Below are 17,216 nucleotides of genomic sequence, written 5' to 3'. Positions count from 1 at the left end.
AAGGTAAAATAAAGTCATTATCCGTCTTCTTTTGTCAGTCACAGAGAATAGAAGAATAGGAGAGGAAAAAATGAGAAAATCATTGAAACAAAAAATAGTAAGCTCTTTGCTTGCTGTATCACTCGCTGTTAGCTTAGCTCCAATTGGGCAAGCAAAAGCGGATTCCACGTCAGAGGTTACACAAACTCCATCTATTACAAAACAGATTGATCCAAACCGCGCAATTGAACATGTTCGTTTCTTATCTGAAACAATTGGTCCTCGACCCGGTGGAACAAAATCCGAAGAATGGGCTTCTCGTTACATTGGTATGCAGCTTAAATCGATGGGCTATGAAGTAGAATATCAGCCATTTCAGGTGCCCGATCAGTACGTTGGATTCATTGAATCACCACTATCAATAAAACGTAATTGGCAAGCTGGTGCTGCTCCTAATTCACTAATTTCTACAGAAGCTGTTACAGCTCCCCTTATCTTTGTTCAAGGTGGGACAAAATTAGAAGATATTCCAAATGAAGTAAACGGTAAAATTGTTTTATTTGAAAGAGGAACGACAATTACAGACTATAATAAACAAGTTGAAAATGCTGTTAGCAAAGGTGCAAAAGGTGTTCTTTTATACAGTTTAATTGGCGGACGCGGAAATTATGGACAAACCTTCAATCCCCGCCTAACGAAAAAGCAATCTATCCCTGTCTTTGGTCTTGCTTATGCGCAAGGAAATGCATTTAAAGAAGAAATCGCTAAAAAAGGGACAACAATTCTTTCCCTAAAAGCGAGACATGAATCTAAATTAACATCTCTAAATGTTATCGCCAAAAAGAAACCAAAAAAGAGTACCGGTAATGAAAAAGCAGTCGTTGTAAGTTCGCACTATGATAGTGTTGTCGGAGCACCTGGCGCAAATGATAATGCTTCTGGAACTGGATTAGTATTAGAACTAGCTCGTGCTTTTCAAAATGTAGAAACTGATAAGGAAATTCGGTTTATTACCTTTGGTTCTGAAGAGACTGGCTTACTTGGCTCCGATTATTACGTTAATAGTCTATCCCAAAAAGAACGCAATCGAATTTTAGGTGTCTTTAACGCAGACATGGTTGCAACAAATTATGATAAAGCAAAGAATTTATACGCTATGACACCTGATGGCTCTACAAACTTTGTAACAGATGCTGCCTTGCAAGCAGGTAAACAACTAAATAATGACCTCGTCCTACAAGGTAAATTCGGTTCTAGTGATCATGTTCCATTTGCTGAAGCTGGTATTCCTGCTGCTCTATTTATTTGGATGGGTGTCGATAGTTGGAATCCATTAATCTATCATATTGAGAAGGTATACCATACACCTCAAGATAACGTATTAGAAAATATTTCACCTGAACGAATGAAAATGGCATTAGACGTTATCGGAACAGGGGTTTATAACTCGCTTCAAAAACCTGTTACTCAAACTGAACAGAAAGCTGCTTAATCAATAAAAGACCACTGATTTTTATCAGTGGTCTTTTATTGAGAAAAAATATATATGCATAAAAGCATATTTTATCCTACTCATTATCGTATACAATATCAACTGTAACAATATCGATTACAACTTATAAGGAGGCTTTTTCTATTATGAAAAAAATGATTTTAGCAGGTGCGTTAACTTTAGCAGGAATTACCGGCGCTACCGCGTTTATTCCTGAAACAAAAGTCGCTGCTGCCGCTCAAGAACAAAGCTTTACAAAATTTTATTCTTTGCAAACTGGAGGTAGTTCTGAACAAGAACCTGTTTTCCTTCAAAAGGGACAAGAGTTAACAATTCAACCTAACAGCAAAACTCCTAGTTACAGTGTTTATGACTCAAATCATAACCTTATTGGACGTTATTCTGATGGTTACGGCCGAATTTTCACTGCAAAAACAGATGGAAATATGTACGTTCAATTTCATGCACCTTACGTTTACTATAGTCCTGTTAGTTTTTCTGTTACTTATACAATCCAATAAACTAAAGGGCCTTTCTCAAGGGCCCTTTAGTTTGCTTCCCAATTCACTTTTACAAAACCATCTTTCACCATTAAACCACTTATATTAAATACATACTTTTCATTTGCTTTTAATGTAGCTTTAAAAGTACCTTTTTTCGATTCACAGATTTCTTTTAACTCTCTTATACCTTCTCCTTCTCCTTTCCTTTCATATAAGCTAAAGCATAAGTTACCAAGTTTTGCATCTGTTTCATAAGAAAATGTTACTTCTGTATCTTTTGCATACTCAAGTTCAATACCTTTCCCAGCAATATCCCATGATGAGAATTTTGCCTCGTAACTTGTCTCCCCTCGCTTCTCATTTTCTAAATATATATCACCAGCTCTCCACATATCATCTAGCGTTTGAACAAAAGCAAAGCCGCTAAGTAATACAAACATCGCACTTGCAAATATGACAACTAATTTTATCTTTTGTTTTTTCATAACCTTCATCGTATGTTCGCCTTCTATTTTCTTGTTACTTCTTCGTATCATATATAACAAAACTCCAATAAAAAATGGCAATACAATCGCTATAACACTCCACCACTTACTTATTCCACACGTTTTCGCATCTGTATACACCCATGATGCTACACATACTAAAAGTGCTATAAAAGCCAAAAACATTGTAATCCCAGCTATCTCAAATACTACAAATGGATTAGCGAACTCTATCATGTAATTTATACTCCTTCTTTAAAAATGACTGTATGACAACGTATATAGGAATGTATAGGTGCATCATAATAACTATCGTTATAATGACAGATATTTTATGATCCAAATGACTAACAAACTGCTCTAGGATGACTGTTAATACAATCATCCAAATAGCATGAATGAAAACAACCCATCTCTTTTCTAATTTCCGAGCATTTCGCACGCTCTGTTTCGTATGATTTATCAGCTCTTCGCTAGGAATCATCTCTCCCGCTAAACTGCTCTTTATTTTCTGTTCAAATTTATCTTCCTTCATGCACGAAACCCTCCAAATGTTCTCGCATTTTCTTTTTCGCATAATTGAGACGATACTTCACCGTACCAATCGGTATATTTAATATTTCACTCATTTCCTTGTAAGAATATTGTTCATAGTAATAGAGTACGAGTACCGTTTTATATTTTTCATTTAATAACTGTATTACTTCCCGTATCATTTCCGCTTCCACTTTTTGAATAAATTCTTCTGATATATTCACTTCATCTGCGAAATCTATTTCTCCACCATCTTCTTTATGAAACAAATCCAATATTCGATCTTTCCACCTTTTTTTCTTACGATAAAAATCATAAAACGTACGAACACAAATTGTAGTAATCCACTTTTTATAATTATCCACATAAGAAAGTTGGTGCCTTGATGAAAAAACCTTTATCCACGTCTCTTGAAAAATATCTTCCGCATCTTCTTTCGTTTTCGCTAACTTATAGCATAAGGAATATATTTGCTGCTTATATATATCAATTAATTCTTCTACCTTTTCTTCCATCATAAGCCTCCTGTCATTTATATAAGACGACGCAAATTATCCTTTTGTTTGATAAAATTTTATTTTTTTATTATCTCCATACAAAAAGGCAATCACAACATCGTGTGATTGCCTTTTACTGAAAGCGAAAAATCGGCTCCGCTTTGCTAGAATACTCGGTGGCTTCGCGCCTTCCTCCGAGGCAAAGTACGCCTCTCTGTCAGGAGCTCCATCCCCTTCCTATTCTAAACGAGCCGCTTTCGCTTTTCTTAATTACATTTTTTCTGGTGCAGATACTCCTACGATTGCTAATGCATTTTGAAGTGTAGTGCGTACTGCTTTCATTAACTCGTAACGAGCTTTACTTAATTCTAAGTTATCTTGGTTCAATACTTTTTCTGCATTGTAGAAGCTGTGTAATGCTGCTGCTAATTCAAATGCATAGCTTGTAATGCGGTGTGGCAGACGTTTTTGTGCTGCATCCGCAACTACAGCTGGGAATTCACCAAGTTTTTTCAGTAACTCTACTTCTTTCTCAGAAGTAACAAGTTTGTAATTCACGTCTCCATCTGCAGCTAATCCTAACTCTTCACCTTGACGAAGGATACTGCATACACGAGCATGAGCATATTGTGCATAGTATACTGGGTTTTCATTAGATTTTGATACAGCTAAGTCCATATCGAAGTCTAAATGAGAATCACCGCTACGCATCGCGAAGAAGTATCTCATTGCGTCCACGCCTACTTCTTCCATAAGCTCACGAAGTGTAACTGCTTTACCTGTACGCTTACTCATTTTCATTTTTTCACCATTTTGGTACAGTTGTACCATTTGGATGATTTCTACTTCAAGTGTTTCTTTATCGTAACCTAGCGCTTGAATAGCAGCTTTCATACGAGGAATGTAACCGTGGTGGTCAGCACCCCAAATGTTGATTAACTTATCGAAACCACGCTCTAATTTATCACGGTGATAAGCGATATCTGGCGTTAAGTATGTGTAAGAACCGTCATTTTTAATTAATACACGGTTTTTGTCGTCACCGTAAGTCATTGAACGGAACCAAGTTGCTCCGCCTTCTTCAAAGATTTCGTCACGCTCTTTTAATACAGTAAGTGCAGCATCGATTTTTCCGTTTTTGTATAATGATGTTTCTGAGAACCATACATCAAATTTAACACGGAAGCTCTCTAAGTCTTTTTGAAGTTTTGCTAACTCATATTTCAAACCATATTCACGGTAGAATTCATAGCTTTCTTTTTCATCAGCTTTTGCGTAACGATCACCAAACTCTTCAGCTAAACGTTTACCGATTCCAATGATATCCGCACCATGGTAACCGTCTTCTGGCATTTCTTTCTCTAAACCTAATGCTTGCATGTAACGAGCTTCAACAGAAAGAGCTAAGTTATGAATTTGGTTACCAGCATCATTAATATAGTACTCACGAGATACATCGTATCCTGCTTTTGCTAATACGTTACATAAAGTGTCACCTACTGCCGCACCACGTGCATGTCCTAAGTGAAGGTCACCTGTTGGATTCGCAGATACGAACTCAACTTGTACTTTTTCACCTTTACCAGTGTTCGTTTCACCGTAAGCTTCACCAGCGTTTACGATTGTTGGAATTAAATCTGTTAAGTAGCTATTATCCATATAGAAGTTAATAAAACCAGGACCAGCGATTTCGATTTTTTCAATAGAAGCTTTTGCTTTATCGAAGTTTGCAACTAGTTCTTCTGCAATCATACGAGGTGCTTTTTTCGCAACGCGTGCAAGTTGCATTGCCATATTTGTAGAGAAGTCACCATTTGTTTTATCTTTTGGAGATTCTAATACAACGTTTGGAATCTGTTCTTCTGTCGCTAATTCTGCCTTTAATACAGCAGCTTGAATTTCTTCTTTAATCAATCCTTTTACCTGTTCTAAGGAATTCATTATTTTGCCTCCTTCAAATTAATTGTAATTGTATATCTGCCAGCTTCTTGTTCACTTAGAAGCAATGCGTACGTTAAGAAGAGTTGTCCTTTTTTCTTTTCATCCGACCATTTAAAAAGAACGTTATCAGTTTTCGTTTGCAGTGCAAACGTACCAAGTTCACTCGTATACGTACCCGTTGTCCATTCACCTTTCACATGCGTCTGACGCATAGAAATAGCACCTGAACGCATAATGAGAACTTGTTCATCTTGAATTTTAATAATTGTTTTCACTTCGCCTTGTTCGTTCGGCTCCTGGAATGTTACATATGTACCTTGACCTTTTACATAGTATTGACCATTTGCTTCAAAAGCAACGGTTTCCTTCCTCGCCCCTTCACGGATTTCTGTTACGAAATGAACGTGTACCGGCAAGCCTGCAAGTTGTTTCTTCACGTCTTGCACACCTTTCAAATGTTATAGATATTAAATACTACTTATAATAAATCACTTTTCCTATCATATCAAAAAAAGACGCTGTCTGTCTGCTGAAAAATCAGGAAAACTCCATTTCAAAAAATAATTCACTTCTACTTTATTTCATGTGATAAAATATTTTTTAAATCTAAATATTCTTTTAATTATAGAGGTGAATTCAGTGATACCAACAAAGTTAAAAAAGGGTGATGAAATACGCGTGATTTCACCATCCTGTAGTTTAAGTATTGTTTCAAATGAAAATAGAAAACTTGCTATAAAAAGATTAACTGACATGGGCTTTCAAGTTACATTCTCAAAATATGCCGATGAGATAGATCAATTTGCTTCCTCTTCTATTTCTTCCCGCATTCAAGACCTCCATGAAGCATTTGGAGACCCTAATGTAAAAGCTATTTTGACGACACTTGGCGGATACAACTCCAATGGTTTATTGAAACATCTCGATTATGATCTAATTCGTAAAAACCCGAAATTTTTCTGTGGTTATTCTGATATTACTGCCTTAAATAATGCAATTTACACAAAAACAGGGCTTGTTACATATTCGGGTCCCCACTTCTCTTCATTTGGAATGGAGAAAGGGCTCGAGTATACAAACGATTACTTTTTACAATGCTTAACCACTAATGAGCCTATTGAAATCATTCCGGCGGAAACGTGGAGCGATGATTCTTGGTATATGGATCAGGAAAATCGAGAATTTATAAAAAATGAAGGGTATGTTCCAATTCAAGAGGGAGAAGCGACAGGAGAAATTATCGGTGGCAATATGAGCACACTTAATTTACTACAAGGCACACCATATATGCCAAACTTAAAGGGCAAAATTTTATTCCTTGAAGAAGACAGTTTAACAGGAAAATCAACGCTTAAAACTTTTGATCGCTATCTACATTCCCTTATGCAGCAACCTGATTTTGAACATATAACAGGTATTGTAATAGGAAGAATGCAAAAAGAAGCAGAATGTACGATAGCGGACATTCAAGAAATGATTTCTTCAAAACCTGAACTTGCACATATTCCTATCATTGCAAATGCAAATTTTGGACATACAACTCCAATTTTTACTTTTCCAATTGGTGGACATGCCAAAATCATTTCTAACAAAGAAAATACATCTATCACTATTTTAACGCACTAAAAAAGGAGCGAACGATTCGCTCCTTTTATGATTTTTCTATTTTTTGCAACGCTTTTTGCGGGATTGACTCTTTCGTTATTTCAGCCCATCCTTTTCCTTGCATACCTTTTGCATAAATTTTTATAAAAGCACCTGCATGCAATTCACGATTTACCATTCTTTTAATAATTTGTTGCTTTCCGTCCTCTGTATACCCTTTAAATGTATACAAATATTCACCGTCTTTTTTCTCACCTTTATCTACAACCGCATAATAATCTTGTATTTCTTTATTTGAAAAGAAGTTGTCTACAAAAGCATGTACACCTTCTGTTTTTGTGTTTAAATAATATGCTGTTCCCCCTAAAATGATGGCGAATACAGCTAAAACTTTAATTACCAATTTCATACATGCGCCTCCTGTTTGCACTTCTTTCTCACTAGTATTATATCTATACTTGTATTATACGGAAAAGAGCATACTATACTCTATCTAAAAGTCTTACACTTTCCTTACATTATTGTAAGGGATTTTTTCTTACAGCAAGTTCCCAAGAAAAAATTTTTCCGTTTCATACACTTTTATATTATTATTGAATGATACGAATTTTTATTACAAAAATCAAAGGAGACAGTTTTCAAATGGCTATCTTGCAAGGTTTAGCACTATTACTTGTTGTACTTTGTCTATTTACACTTTTCAGTTACCGTGCGCCTTACGGAATGAAGGCGATGGGCGCTTTAGCTAATGCAGCAATCGCAAGTTTTCTTATTGAAGCATTTCACCGTTATATAGGTGGAGAAATGTTTCATAATGACTTTTTACAATCAGTAGGAGAAGCTTCTGGTAGTATGAGCGGTGTCGCAGCAGCGATTTTAGTCGCATTAGCAATCGGTGTTTCCCCCGTATACGCTGTTTTAATTGGTATCGCTACTAGTGGATTCGGTATTTTACCAGGATTTTTCGCCGGATACGTTTGTGCCTTCGTCGTGAAATTTCTCGAAAAGAAATTACCGGCTGGTGTGGAATTTTTAGCAATCCTATTTATCGCTGCACCAATCTCACGTGGAATGGCAATGCTTATGGATCCGCTCGTTAACGCAACACTTGGTAAAATCGGTTCTATGATATCAGTTGCAACTACAGAAAGTCCTATCATTATGGGTATTATGCTTGGTGGATTAATAACAGTTATTTCTACCTCTCCACTGAGTTCTATGGCACTAACTGCAATGCTTGGATTAACAGGTTTACCAATGGCAATTGGTAGTCTTGCCGTAGCAGCCTCAGCCCCGATGAACTTTATTTTCTTTAAGCGACTAAAAATTTGCTCAAAGAAAGACACAATCGCTGTAGCAATCGAGCCTTTAACACAAGCAGATGTTGTTTCAGCAAATCCAATTCCAATTTATGCAACAAACTTCGTTGGCGGTGCACTTGCCGGTATTATTACATCGCTATTCCAGCTTGTTAATAATGCACCAGGAACAGCGTCACCAATTCCAGGTCTTCTTGTCCTATTCGGATTTAATGACGTTATAAAAGTAACGATTGCTGCTGTACTATGTGGAATCGTTACCACTATTGTCGGATACATCGGGTCTATTGTGTTCCGTAAATATCCGATCCGCTCTGCTGATGAAATTCGTGGAGTTACTTCGGAAGAGAAGGTTGCATAAGAAAAAGAGCTATTCCCATCGTTTGAGAATAGCTTTTTTTGTGTTACATAACGGTCAATGAAATTATATCGGCGATTTTTTAAATATATCGACTTACCGACACATAACGACAAAATAAGAGCCCTCTAATCATATAAAGGGCTCTTATTTTATCTAGCTGCAGCGGCTAGAATGATCGGTGGCTTCGCTTCTTCCTTCGAGGCAAAAAGAGCCTCTACGTCTGAAGCTCCATCCCCCTCACATTCTGAGCGAGCCGCTTCCGCTTTTATTTTACCCAACCGAGCAGCATTTCCCGCACGAATTTGCTTGCTGCGACTGGTGTTTGATCACTATGGTCGTAGACTGGGGCTACTTCTACTAAGTCTGCTCCAACTACATTTATATTTGAATTTGCAATTGCTACGATGGAATCTAATAATTCTTTAGATGTGATACCGCCAGCTTCTAACGTTCCTGTTCCTGGAGCGTGAGCTGGGTCTAATACATCAATGTCGATTGTGACATAGACTGGGCGTCCAGCAAGTTTCGGTAATACTTCTTTTAAAGGTTCTAATACGTCAAATTTATATAAGTTCATACCTACTTCTTTCGCCCATTCAAATTCTTCCTTCATTCCAGAACGAATTCCGAAAGAATATACGTTTTCCGGACCAATTAAATCACACACTTTACGAATTGGTGTAGAGTGGGATAAAGGCTCCCCTTCATACGATTCACGTAAATCAGTATGAGCATCCATGTGGATGATTGCTAAATCCGGATATTTTTTTGCCATTGCCTTAAAAATTGGCCAAGACACTAGGTGCTCACCGCCGAGACCTAGTGGAAACTTATCGGCATCTAAAAGTTTTGATACATACTCTTCAATCATGTCTAAGCTGCGTTGTGCGTTTCCGAATGGTAATGGGATATCACCCGCATCAAAATATTTTACCTCTTCTAATTCACGATCTAAATACGGACTATATTCTTCAAGACCGATTGATACTTCCCGAATACGTGCAGGGCCAAAACGAGATCCTGGACGGTAACTTACTGTCCAATCCATAGGCATCCCATAAATAACTACCTTTGACTCTTCAAAACTTGGATGACTTTTAATAAATACTTTACCTGAATAAGCTTCATCAAAACGCATATTCTTTTCCTCCTTATGTGGAACTTAAGGTATCCCAACCTTTCACTATTTCTCAAATTTGGAGCGAATTGCTCCTCTTTCTCGATTTACCGGGTCTTCTTTTTAACAACAAGAAGACGATTTTCTCTACAGAAGTGTAAGTAGCTAGCATGTTCAAGTCTTCTGGACAAACACCTTAAATGAGCTACTCACACTTTATTTGTTCAAGCTCGATTTTCTTACTTAATTAAATCGCCAACAAATTTCGGTAATGCGAATGCTGCGTTGTGTAATTCTTTTGTGTAGTATTTCGTTTCGATTTCGTGGAAACGCTCTTCACTTACTTCTAATGGATCATGTTTTTTAGATCCAATTGTGAACGTCCAAAGACCACTTGGGTATGTTGGAATATTAGCTGTGTATAAACGAGTAATTGGGAAAATTTCTTTTACATCTTTAAACACAGTCGTAATTAACTCTGGTGTGAACCAAGGGTTGTCCGTTTGTGCAACGAAAATACCATCTTCTTTTAACGCTTTTGAAATTCCAGCGTAAAAGCCTTTTGTAAATAGGTTTACTGCTGGTCCTACTGGCTCAGTAGAATCTACCATAATTACATCGTATTCATTTTCGCTTTCTGCGATATGTAGGAAACCGTCTCCTACTTTTACTTCTACACGCTCATTATCTAATGCGCCTGCAATTGATGGTAAGTATTGTTTAGAGTACTCAATTACTTTTCCATCGATTTCAACAAGAGTTGCTTTCTTTACACTTGGGTGTTTTAACACTTCACGAATAACACCACCATCACCGCCACCAACAACTAATACGTTTTCAGGGTTTGGATGTGTAAATAAAGGTACGTGCGCTACCATTTCATGATAAACGAACTCATCTTTTTCTGTTGTCATAACCATGCCATCTAAAATAAGCATGTTTCCGAACTCTTCTGTTTCAACCATATCAAGTTTTTGGAATTCTGTTTGCTCCGTATGTAATGTGCGGTTAATACGCGCCGTAATCCCAAAATGTTTTGTTTGTTTTTCAGTGAACCATAGTTCCATCGTACAATCACGCCTTTCAATGCAAATTTATAATAGGGACATCATTAATGTCCCCTAACAAAAATAAAACAAAACATCCAAAATGTATAGTTAAAAGTACAAAAATACCGAAAATATATTTTAGTCAGAGGGTTCTAACATATATGTATAAAGAAAACCCTTTCTTAAGAAAGGGCTTTTGTCTCTATTTCTACTGGTTTACGAATTGGAATTAGGATCATAATACAACCAACTAACACCACAATTCCACCTACTAAAAACGGACTTTGTGGTGAAACAGTATGACCGATAATTCCTGATAAAATCGGAGCAATTGCGCCCCCTAACCAACGAACAAAGTTATAAACACCCGACGTAACAGATCTTTCATAAGGTGAAATATCCATTACATAACTTGTATATAATGCATTGTTTAAGCCAGATGCTAATCCTGATAAAACGATAAGAGTAATTTGTAACCACATAATTTTCACAAAGAATAGTGCAATTAAGAAAATCGCAAATACAAGTAAACTACCCTTCAATAATGTTTTTGGTTCATATTTCCCTTCTAGCTTATGTGCTAAAATTGCAGAACCATAAGCTAACGCTAATCCCCATCCGCAAAATACAAAGCCTAATTGAATAGCTGATAAATGCATAATAAGTGGTGAATATGCTAACACAACGAAAAATCCGTAGTAGTATAACATTCCTGAAATCGCACCTTGCATAAACGGTTTATATTTCACCAGGTTAAGTAATTCTCCTACGCCAGCAGCCTTACGTTTCACTTTTCGCTCCGGTTCTTTTACAAAAAAGAATACTAAAATAAATGCTAAGAAGATTAAAATACTCGTCGCGAAAAACGGATAACGCCAAGAATGTCCACCTAGTATTCCACCCAATAACGGCCCCCCAGCCATACCTAAGCCGATCGCTGCTTCGTATAATCCTACTGCTTCATGAACTTCTTTACTTAATGCTATTAACAGCGTCATTGCTGTAGCAAAAAACATCGCATTTCCTAATCCCCATCCAGCACGGAAAAGAGATAATTGAGCAATCGTTTGCGATATACCACATATAAACGCAAATACAGTCACAATCGCAAGACCGATTGTCATCATCCGTTTATCACCAAATCTTGATGCAAATATACCAGCTGGTAACATCATGATTGCCATCGTTAAAATATAAGCAGTAAATAACATTTCAACTTGCCAATGCGTTGCACCAATTTTCTCTGCAATAATCGGCAAAATTGGGTCGACTACTCCTATACCCGAAAAGGCAAGGAAGGTAGCCACCACTGTAATCAATCTCCCTAGTTTTTGTTTGCTCTCCATTTTGATTACTCTCCTTTTGTGCTCTCTAAAAATGTTACTGCACGATGTAAACTATCTTCAAGTTCTGCCTTTACACGTTGCATTTGCTCCATTTTTTCGTCTAACGTTTGCACTTGTTTTTCAAGCATATCTTTAATTTCTTGAATCACTTCACGATCACGAGGGTTCTCGCTATTTCTTCTTTTCTCCATTCTTTCTTTTAGTGATAAGAAATGCTGCATTTCTTGAAGTGTGATTCCTAGCACTTCTTTCGCTTCTACAATTCTTTTAATTCTGGCAATATCCTCATCCGTATACAGACGAATATTCCCCTCACTACGTTCTGGGGGATGAATTAAACCAATTTCCTCATAATAACGAAGTGTACGTTTTGTTAAACCGACTTGCTTTGTTACTTCATCAATTTTATACATGTTTATTCCTCCCTTCACTTGATTATTACATTTTACGTTAACGTTAACTTTTCTGCAACTGTTAGACTTTTGTAAATGTTTGTCATATTCAATTGTATTTTCCCTAAAGCAGTTTCATAATGAAAGAAAAGAGATAATAAGGAGAATTTCACATGAGTAAACCACTTATTTTCGCTCACCGCGGAGTAAAAGGTACACATCCCGAAAATACGATGATTGCCTTCCAAGAAGCAGAACGCATTGGCGCTCACGGAATTGAACTCGATGTCCACTTATCAAAAGATGGTGAACTTGTCGTAATTCACGATGAAACCGTCGATCGTACAACAAATGGCTTTGGACTTATTTCGGAAAAAACGGTAGAGGAATTACAATCATTGGACGCTGGTAGCTATAAAGACCCTTCTTTCCATGAAGCAAAAATCCCAACGTTGCGTGAGGTTTTCATTTGGCTTTCCACAACGAACTTACAACTAAATATTGAATTAAAGACAGATGTTATTCATTACCCAAATATTGAGGAAAAAGCTGTTGCACTTGTGCGCGAATATCATCTTTCTAATCAAATTGTATTTTCATCATTTAACCATGACTCTGTTTCATTATTAGCAGAAATTGCTCCTGAAATCCCAAGAGCAATTTTATATGATACACCGATTGCTGATCCAATTGCCGAAGCAAAACAGAGAAAAGCAAGTGGATTACATCCAAACTTCCAGCTATTAACGAAAGAATTTGTGCAATTAGCACAAGAGCAAGGATATGTTTTCCGTCCATATACAATTAATGAATACAAAGATTTACAAACTATGATTGATTATGGTGTAGATGTCATCATTACCGATTGGCCAGCACGTGCCTTTGAGCTCCTTTCTTAATGGAAGGAGCTTTTTATTTTCGAAATTTCATTGTTTAAAATAAATGAAAACCCTCAATACTAATACAATAACGCTTGTATTAATGAGGGGCTGAAAAAAGATGGATCAGACTATGAATCCAAAACTTAAAAAATATAAACGTCTTTTCTTCACCGCAATGTTTTCTTGCGTCCTTTTCTTCGTTTTTTCTTTTTTTGTTATTATTATAGTCGCAAAAATTATGGGACCTCCTCCTGTTGCGGTCCCACAAACAAGCGTCTTTTACGCAAACGATGATACTGTTATTGGACAAAGTAATGAAATTCAAAAACGTTACAATGTATCTCTCAATGAAATTTCTCCTTATGTAAAAGAGGCGACACTATCTATCGAAGACCAACGATTCTACAAACATCACGGCTTCGATGTGAAACGGATTGCAGGTGCAATTGTTGCTGATTTAAAAGCGATGGCAAAGGTACAAGGAGCTAGTACAATTACACAACAATACGCGCGTAATCTGTATTTAGATCATGATAAAACGTGGAAACGGAAATTATTAGAGGCAATGTACACTGTCCGCCTTGAAGTAAACTATAATAAAAATCATATTTTAGAAGGATATTTAAATACAATTTATTACGGACATGGCGCTTATGGAATCGAAGCTGCGTCCCGTCTATATTTCGATAAAACAGCAAAAGATTTAACATTAGCAGAAGCTAGTATGCTCGCAGGTATCCCGAAAGGGCCAAGTGTCTATTCTCCCTTTTTGAAAGAGGATCGTGCTAAAGGACGACAAGCTCTCATATTAGATGAAATGGTCGAGCAAGGATATATTACGAAGCAACAAGCAGCCTTAGCGAAGAAAGAGCCACTAACTTTTGCCTCATTAGATACGAAAAAAGTAGCAGAGGTCGCACCATATTTCCAAGATGCTGTACAAGCTTCGCTTCTTCGTGATGTTGGATTAGACGAACAAGCTTTACAACGGGGTGGCTTGCGAATTTATACAACGCTAGACCCTAAACTACAAGCTGTAGCAGAGCAAGCTGTAAAAGATCATATACCTGACACAACAAACATACAAACTGCTCTCGTCTCTATGAATCCAACGACAGGTGAAGTGGCTGCTCTTGTTGGCGGAACTGATTATACTACGAGTCAATTTAACAGGGCTACACAAGCTGTTCGTCAGCCTGGTTCTACATTTAAGCCATTTCTATATTATGCAGCATTAGAACGAGGATTCACGCCTGCTACGCGCTTAAAAAGCGAATATACTGTATTTACTTTAGGTGACGGCGTTTCAAAGTATAAACCAAAAAACTATAAAGATTATTATGCAGATGATTTTGTAACGATGGCACAAGCTCTCGCAGTCTCTGATAACATATATGCTGTAAAAACGAATTTATTTTTAGGAGATGACGCACTCGTAAAAACAGCAAAACAATTTGGAATTACAAGTGCATTAAAAGATGTGCCTTCTCTAGCTCTCGGCACATCACCCGTAAAACCAATTGAAATGGTTAACGCTTATAGCATGTTCGCAAACAGTGGAAAAGAAGTAAAACCTACTTTCATTCGCCGCATTATGGATCATGAAGGAAATATATTATACGATGCTCATTTAGAGAGTAAACAAGTTCTCGACAAGAGCAAAGCGTTTGTAATGGAAGAAATGATGACCGGTATGTTTAATAAGAAACTAAGCAGTTATGCTGCTGTAACTGGCCAATCGATGTTATCAAAATTATCAAGAACATATGCCGGAAAATCTGGTTCTACTGAAACGGATAGTTGGATGATCGGATTTACTCCGCAAATCGTAACAGGTGTATGGGTCGGATATGATCAACCTAAATCTATTTCAAACGTAGCAGAACAAGGATATGCGAAGAAAATATGGACTGATACGATGGAGAAAGGCTTAGATGGACAGCCCAAAAAAGAATTTAAACAACCAGGTGACGTCGTAGCGGTTAGTATCAACCCAGAGAACGGTAAAATTGCTACAAAAAATTGTCCTATTTCTGTGAAAATGTATTTCGCTAAAGGTACCGAACCGACTGAATATTGTATGGATCACGTCGATGATAAAGAAGAATTTGAAAAAACGACTGAAGAAAAGAAAAAAACAAGTTGGTGGAAAAAATATCTTCCTTGGTAAAAAAAATAGCTGACGGGCATCCGTCAGCTATTTTTTATTCACTTAATAATGCACGACGCAATTCTTCACTAGATTCGTTCCAAATCGCTTCATTATGTTCTTTCAAGAACGTACCAAGTACTTTTTTAGATGATTCATCCATATGGTCAACCATAATGTGACGCTTCATTGATTTATCCATTTTGTTTACGTGTTCTGGAAGTGATTTATATCCGCGACGAATTTCACGGTCTACTGTCATTTCACAAGCTGTTACACCTGCGTAATAAGCACCAGTTGCAGTTCTTTCAATCGTTACCCAAACAAGCCAAAATGGTTTTCCGTTTGGAACTTCATCTTTATTTGTTAAAAACTTAATACCTTTTTCTACTGTACTACGCGCATGCATCGCACCGATATCAACGAATGCGGTTTTCTCTAGTACATCAACAAATACAGGTGAAATGTTTTCTAGGCTTAATGCCCCAACACCAAATCCACCATGTCCATCTGTTGAATCATTTTTCACGATATTAAAACCGATTTTTTTCTTTTTCTCTGTCATATGTAAAATCCTCCTCACTTAAAAATTATAAAAGGCCAAAAATAGGCGCAATGATACTTTGTAAAAACATTAATACATGCGGAATAACTACCTGGAAAATAGGTTGAATTGTGTAATTACTAAGCGGTGTAATAACGAGAATTAATAACGCAATCGCTCCATATTTTTCATACTGTGTCATTTTCGCGCGAATATTTGCTGGTGCTAAATCTTCCACTACACGATACCCATCAAGTGGCGGGATCGGTAATAAATTAAATACAAGTAAAACAATATTTAACATAATAAAGAGCTCAAAAAACTTTCCTAATGTTTCAGCTACTGCAACTGGAACTGCATCTAACACTCCAAATACTGCTAAGCTATACAAAATAATTAAACCAATTGCACTTAAAATTAAGTTACTAATCGGCCCTGCAATTGAAACTAATATGCCTGCAAGACGCGGTCTTTTAAAGTTATATGGGTTAACAGGAACCGGTCTTGCCCAACCGAATCCAAGAATTAATACTGCAATCAAACCGATAGGGTCTAAATGAGCCATCGGTGATAACGTTAAACGCCCTTGTCTCTTTGCTGTATCGTCCCCAAATTTATATGCAACATATGCATGTGCAAATTCATGAACGGATAATGCAATAATAATCGCCATTGCTACCAACGGAATTTCGTGCAATGGATATCTAAATAACTGATCCATACTTCATCTCCTCTTCCATATGTCAAAAAAAGAAATTATTTGTTTTTTCGATTGTTCTTCCCCATAATCCGCTATAATAAGAGTGTAACTTACATAAAAGGAGCGATTGTACATGCCATACGTAACAGTGAAAATGCTAGAAGGACGCACAGAAGAACAAAAGAAAGCTCTTGCTGAGAAAGTAACAGCAGCAGTAAGCGAAACAACTGGTGCTCCTGAAGAAAACATCGTTGTTTTCATTGAAGAAATGTCTAAGAATCATTATGCAGTTGGCGGAAAACGCTTAAGCGACAAATAATTT

At 36.9% G+C, this 17,216-nt stretch carries 19 protein-coding genes; 7 read left to right on the top strand and 12 right to left on the bottom strand.

The window, feature by feature from the left end; genetic code table 11:
• The first annotated feature begins 70 nt into the window (after positions 1-70).
• Both MRP26_RS12570 and MRP26_RS12565 read left to right on the top strand, forming a co-directional pair.
• On the top strand, positions 71-1,471 hold the full coding sequence (locus tag MRP26_RS12570; RefSeq protein WP_053563296.1) for a M28 family metallopeptidase: 1,401 nt from the start codon (positions 71-73) through the stop codon (positions 1,469-1,471).
• Positions 1,472-1,617: 146 nt separating this feature from the next.
• Positions 1,618-1,992, top strand: a complete 375-nt coding sequence (locus MRP26_RS12565; protein WP_000738223.1) for a hypothetical protein — start codon at positions 1,618-1,620, stop codon at positions 1,990-1,992.
• A 26-nt stretch (positions 1,993-2,018) separates the two neighbouring features.
• Here the strand turns inward: MRP26_RS12565 and MRP26_RS12560 are convergent, their stop codons facing one another.
• From MRP26_RS12560 to MRP26_RS12540, 5 genes are all read right to left on the bottom strand, one after another.
• Positions 2,019-2,696: an anti-sigma factor gene (locus tag MRP26_RS12560; RefSeq protein ID WP_095689949.1), complete on the bottom strand. Its 678-nt coding sequence runs from the start codon at positions 2,694-2,696 to the stop codon at positions 2,019-2,021.
• A complete protein-coding gene (locus tag MRP26_RS12555) occupies positions 2,680-2,994 on the bottom strand; it encodes a hypothetical protein (RefSeq protein WP_053563294.1) in 315 nt (104 codons plus the stop codon). Before MRP26_RS12555 ends, MRP26_RS12560 begins: the two co-directional genes overlap by 17 nt.
• Complete coding sequence (locus MRP26_RS12550; protein ID WP_000391649.1) at positions 2,981-3,508, bottom strand: RNA polymerase sigma factor; 528 nt, start codon at positions 3,506-3,508, stop codon at positions 2,981-2,983. The genes MRP26_RS12555 and MRP26_RS12550 overlap by 14 nt, the downstream gene beginning before the upstream one ends.
• A gap of 252 nt (positions 3,509-3,760) precedes the next feature.
• On the bottom strand, positions 3,761-5,431 hold the full coding sequence (argS, locus tag MRP26_RS12545; RefSeq protein WP_053563293.1) for an arginine--tRNA ligase: 1,671 nt from the start codon (positions 5,429-5,431) through the stop codon (positions 3,761-3,763).
• Positions 5,431-5,868, bottom strand: a complete 438-nt coding sequence (locus MRP26_RS12540; RefSeq protein ID WP_000744343.1) for a YwiB family protein — start codon at positions 5,866-5,868, stop codon at positions 5,431-5,433. The genes argS and MRP26_RS12540 overlap by 1 nt, the downstream gene beginning before the upstream one ends.
• Before the next feature lie 202 nt (positions 5,869-6,070).
• On the opposite strand from MRP26_RS12540, the gene MRP26_RS12535 reads away from it, so the two are divergent.
• Entirely contained in the window at positions 6,071-7,057 is a 987-nt protein-coding gene (locus MRP26_RS12535) for a S66 family peptidase (RefSeq protein ID WP_053563292.1), read from the top strand.
• Between the two features lie 25 nt (positions 7,058-7,082).
• Here the strand turns inward: MRP26_RS12535 and MRP26_RS12530 are convergent, their stop codons facing one another.
• Positions 7,083-7,445: a YxeA family protein gene (locus MRP26_RS12530; protein WP_000779932.1), complete on the bottom strand. Its 363-nt coding sequence runs from the start codon at positions 7,443-7,445 to the stop codon at positions 7,083-7,085.
• Positions 7,446-7,678: 233 nt separating this feature from the next.
• On the opposite strand from MRP26_RS12530, the gene MRP26_RS12525 reads away from it, so the two are divergent.
• Positions 7,679-8,716, top strand: coding sequence for a PTS sugar transporter subunit IIC (locus tag MRP26_RS12525; protein WP_000996313.1), 1,038 nt, complete (start codon positions 7,679-7,681; stop codon positions 8,714-8,716).
• A 265-nt stretch (positions 8,717-8,981) separates the two neighbouring features.
• Here MRP26_RS12525 and speB read toward each other — a convergent pair whose 3' ends face one another.
• The 4 genes from speB to MRP26_RS12505 all read right to left on the bottom strand — a co-directional run bounded on the left by speB (position 8,982) and on the right by MRP26_RS12505 (position 12,641).
• Complete coding sequence (gene speB, locus MRP26_RS12520) at positions 8,982-9,854, bottom strand: agmatinase (protein WP_001209831.1); 873 nt, start codon at positions 9,852-9,854, stop codon at positions 8,982-8,984.
• Between the two features lie 218 nt (positions 9,855-10,072).
• The gene (gene speE / locus MRP26_RS12515) at positions 10,073-10,900 is read right to left on the bottom strand and encodes a polyamine aminopropyltransferase (protein ID WP_000424696.1); all 828 of its coding nucleotides are present in this window, start codon (positions 10,898-10,900) and stop codon (positions 10,073-10,075) included.
• 164 nt (positions 10,901-11,064) lie between these two features.
• A complete protein-coding gene (locus tag MRP26_RS12510; protein WP_000444233.1) occupies positions 11,065-12,228 on the bottom strand; it encodes an MFS transporter in 1,164 nt (387 codons plus the stop codon).
• A 5-nt stretch (positions 12,229-12,233) separates the two neighbouring features.
• A complete protein-coding gene (locus MRP26_RS12505; RefSeq protein WP_048656345.1) occupies positions 12,234-12,641 on the bottom strand; it encodes a MerR family transcriptional regulator in 408 nt (135 codons plus the stop codon).
• 152 nt (positions 12,642-12,793) lie between these two features.
• Between MRP26_RS12505 and MRP26_RS12500 the strand changes: the two genes are divergently transcribed.
• Positions 12,794-13,519, top strand: coding sequence for a glycerophosphodiester phosphodiesterase (locus MRP26_RS12500; RefSeq protein WP_242806175.1), 726 nt, complete (start codon positions 12,794-12,796; stop codon positions 13,517-13,519).
• A gap of 100 nt (positions 13,520-13,619) precedes the next feature.
• Complete coding sequence (locus MRP26_RS12495) at positions 13,620-15,671, top strand: transglycosylase domain-containing protein (RefSeq protein ID WP_242806174.1); 2,052 nt, start codon at positions 13,620-13,622, stop codon at positions 15,669-15,671.
• 34 nt (positions 15,672-15,705) lie between these two features.
• Here the strand turns inward: MRP26_RS12495 and MRP26_RS12490 are convergent, their stop codons facing one another.
• Both MRP26_RS12490 and MRP26_RS12485 read right to left on the bottom strand, forming a co-directional pair.
• On the bottom strand, positions 15,706-16,215 hold the full coding sequence (locus MRP26_RS12490) for a YwhD family protein (RefSeq protein WP_000136683.1): 510 nt from the start codon (positions 16,213-16,215) through the stop codon (positions 15,706-15,708).
• Positions 16,216-16,240: 25 nt separating this feature from the next.
• Entirely contained in the window at positions 16,241-16,915 is a 675-nt protein-coding gene (locus MRP26_RS12485) for a site-2 protease family protein (RefSeq protein WP_000372443.1), read from the bottom strand.
• A 112-nt stretch (positions 16,916-17,027) separates the two neighbouring features.
• Between MRP26_RS12485 and MRP26_RS12480 the strand changes: the two genes are divergently transcribed.
• A complete protein-coding gene (locus MRP26_RS12480; protein WP_001147171.1) occupies positions 17,028-17,213 on the top strand; it encodes a 2-hydroxymuconate tautomerase in 186 nt (61 codons plus the stop codon).
• Positions 17,214-17,216: the final 3 nt, after the last annotated feature.

Source organism: Bacillus sp. CCB-MMP212 (assembly GCF_022748145.1).
In the GTDB taxonomy this organism is placed as follows: Bacteria; Bacillota; Bacilli; order Bacillales; family Bacillaceae_G; genus Bacillus_A; species Bacillus_A cereus.
The sequence above is the reverse complement of the archived record's forward strand: the minus strand, read 5'-3'. Positions and strand labels throughout refer to the sequence as shown.

Bases quoted from the DNA above. Each gene is read 5' to 3' on its own strand.
- MRP26_RS12570 (WP_053563296.1), top strand. From the start codon at position 71: ATGAGAAAATCATTGAAACAAAAAATAGTAAGCTCTTTGCTTGCTGTA.
- MRP26_RS12565 (WP_000738223.1), top strand. From the start codon at position 1,618: ATGAAAAAAATGATTTTAGCAGGTGCGTTAACTTTAGCAGGAATTACC.
- MRP26_RS12560 (WP_095689949.1), bottom strand. From the start codon at position 2,696: ATGATAGAGTTCGCTAATCCATTTGTAGTATTTGAGATAGCTGGGATT.
- MRP26_RS12555 (WP_053563294.1), bottom strand. From the start codon at position 2,994: ATGAAGGAAGATAAATTTGAACAGAAAATAAAGAGCAGTTTAGCGGGA.
- MRP26_RS12550 (WP_000391649.1), bottom strand. From the start codon at position 3,508: ATGGAAGAAAAGGTAGAAGAATTAATTGATATATATAAGCAGCAAATA.
- argS (WP_053563293.1), bottom strand. From the start codon at position 5,431: ATGAATTCCTTAGAACAGGTAAAAGGATTGATTAAAGAAGAAATTCAA.
- MRP26_RS12530 (WP_000779932.1), bottom strand. From the start codon at position 7,445: ATGAAATTGGTAATTAAAGTTTTAGCTGTATTCGCCATCATTTTAGGG.
- MRP26_RS12525 (WP_000996313.1), top strand. From the start codon at position 7,679: ATGGCTATCTTGCAAGGTTTAGCACTATTACTTGTTGTACTTTGTCTA.
- speB (WP_001209831.1), bottom strand. From the start codon at position 9,854: ATGCGTTTTGATGAAGCTTATTCAGGTAAAGTATTTATTAAAAGTCAT.
- speE (WP_000424696.1), bottom strand. From the start codon at position 10,900: ATGGAACTATGGTTCACTGAAAAACAAACAAAACATTTTGGGATTACG.
- MRP26_RS12510 (WP_000444233.1), bottom strand. From the start codon at position 12,228: ATGGAGAGCAAACAAAAACTAGGGAGATTGATTACAGTGGTGGCTACC.
- MRP26_RS12505 (WP_048656345.1), bottom strand. From the start codon at position 12,641: ATGTATAAAATTGATGAAGTAACAAAGCAAGTCGGTTTAACAAAACGT.
- MRP26_RS12500 (WP_242806175.1), top strand. From the start codon at position 12,794: ATGAGTAAACCACTTATTTTCGCTCACCGCGGAGTAAAAGGTACACAT.
- MRP26_RS12495 (WP_242806174.1), top strand. From the start codon at position 13,620: ATGGATCAGACTATGAATCCAAAACTTAAAAAATATAAACGTCTTTTC.
- MRP26_RS12490 (WP_000136683.1), bottom strand. From the start codon at position 16,215: ATGACAGAGAAAAAGAAAAAAATCGGTTTTAATATCGTGAAAAATGAT.
- MRP26_RS12485 (WP_000372443.1), bottom strand. From the start codon at position 16,915: ATGGATCAGTTATTTAGATATCCATTGCACGAAATTCCGTTGGTAGCA.
- MRP26_RS12480 (WP_001147171.1), top strand. From the start codon at position 17,028: ATGCCATACGTAACAGTGAAAATGCTAGAAGGACGCACAGAAGAACAA.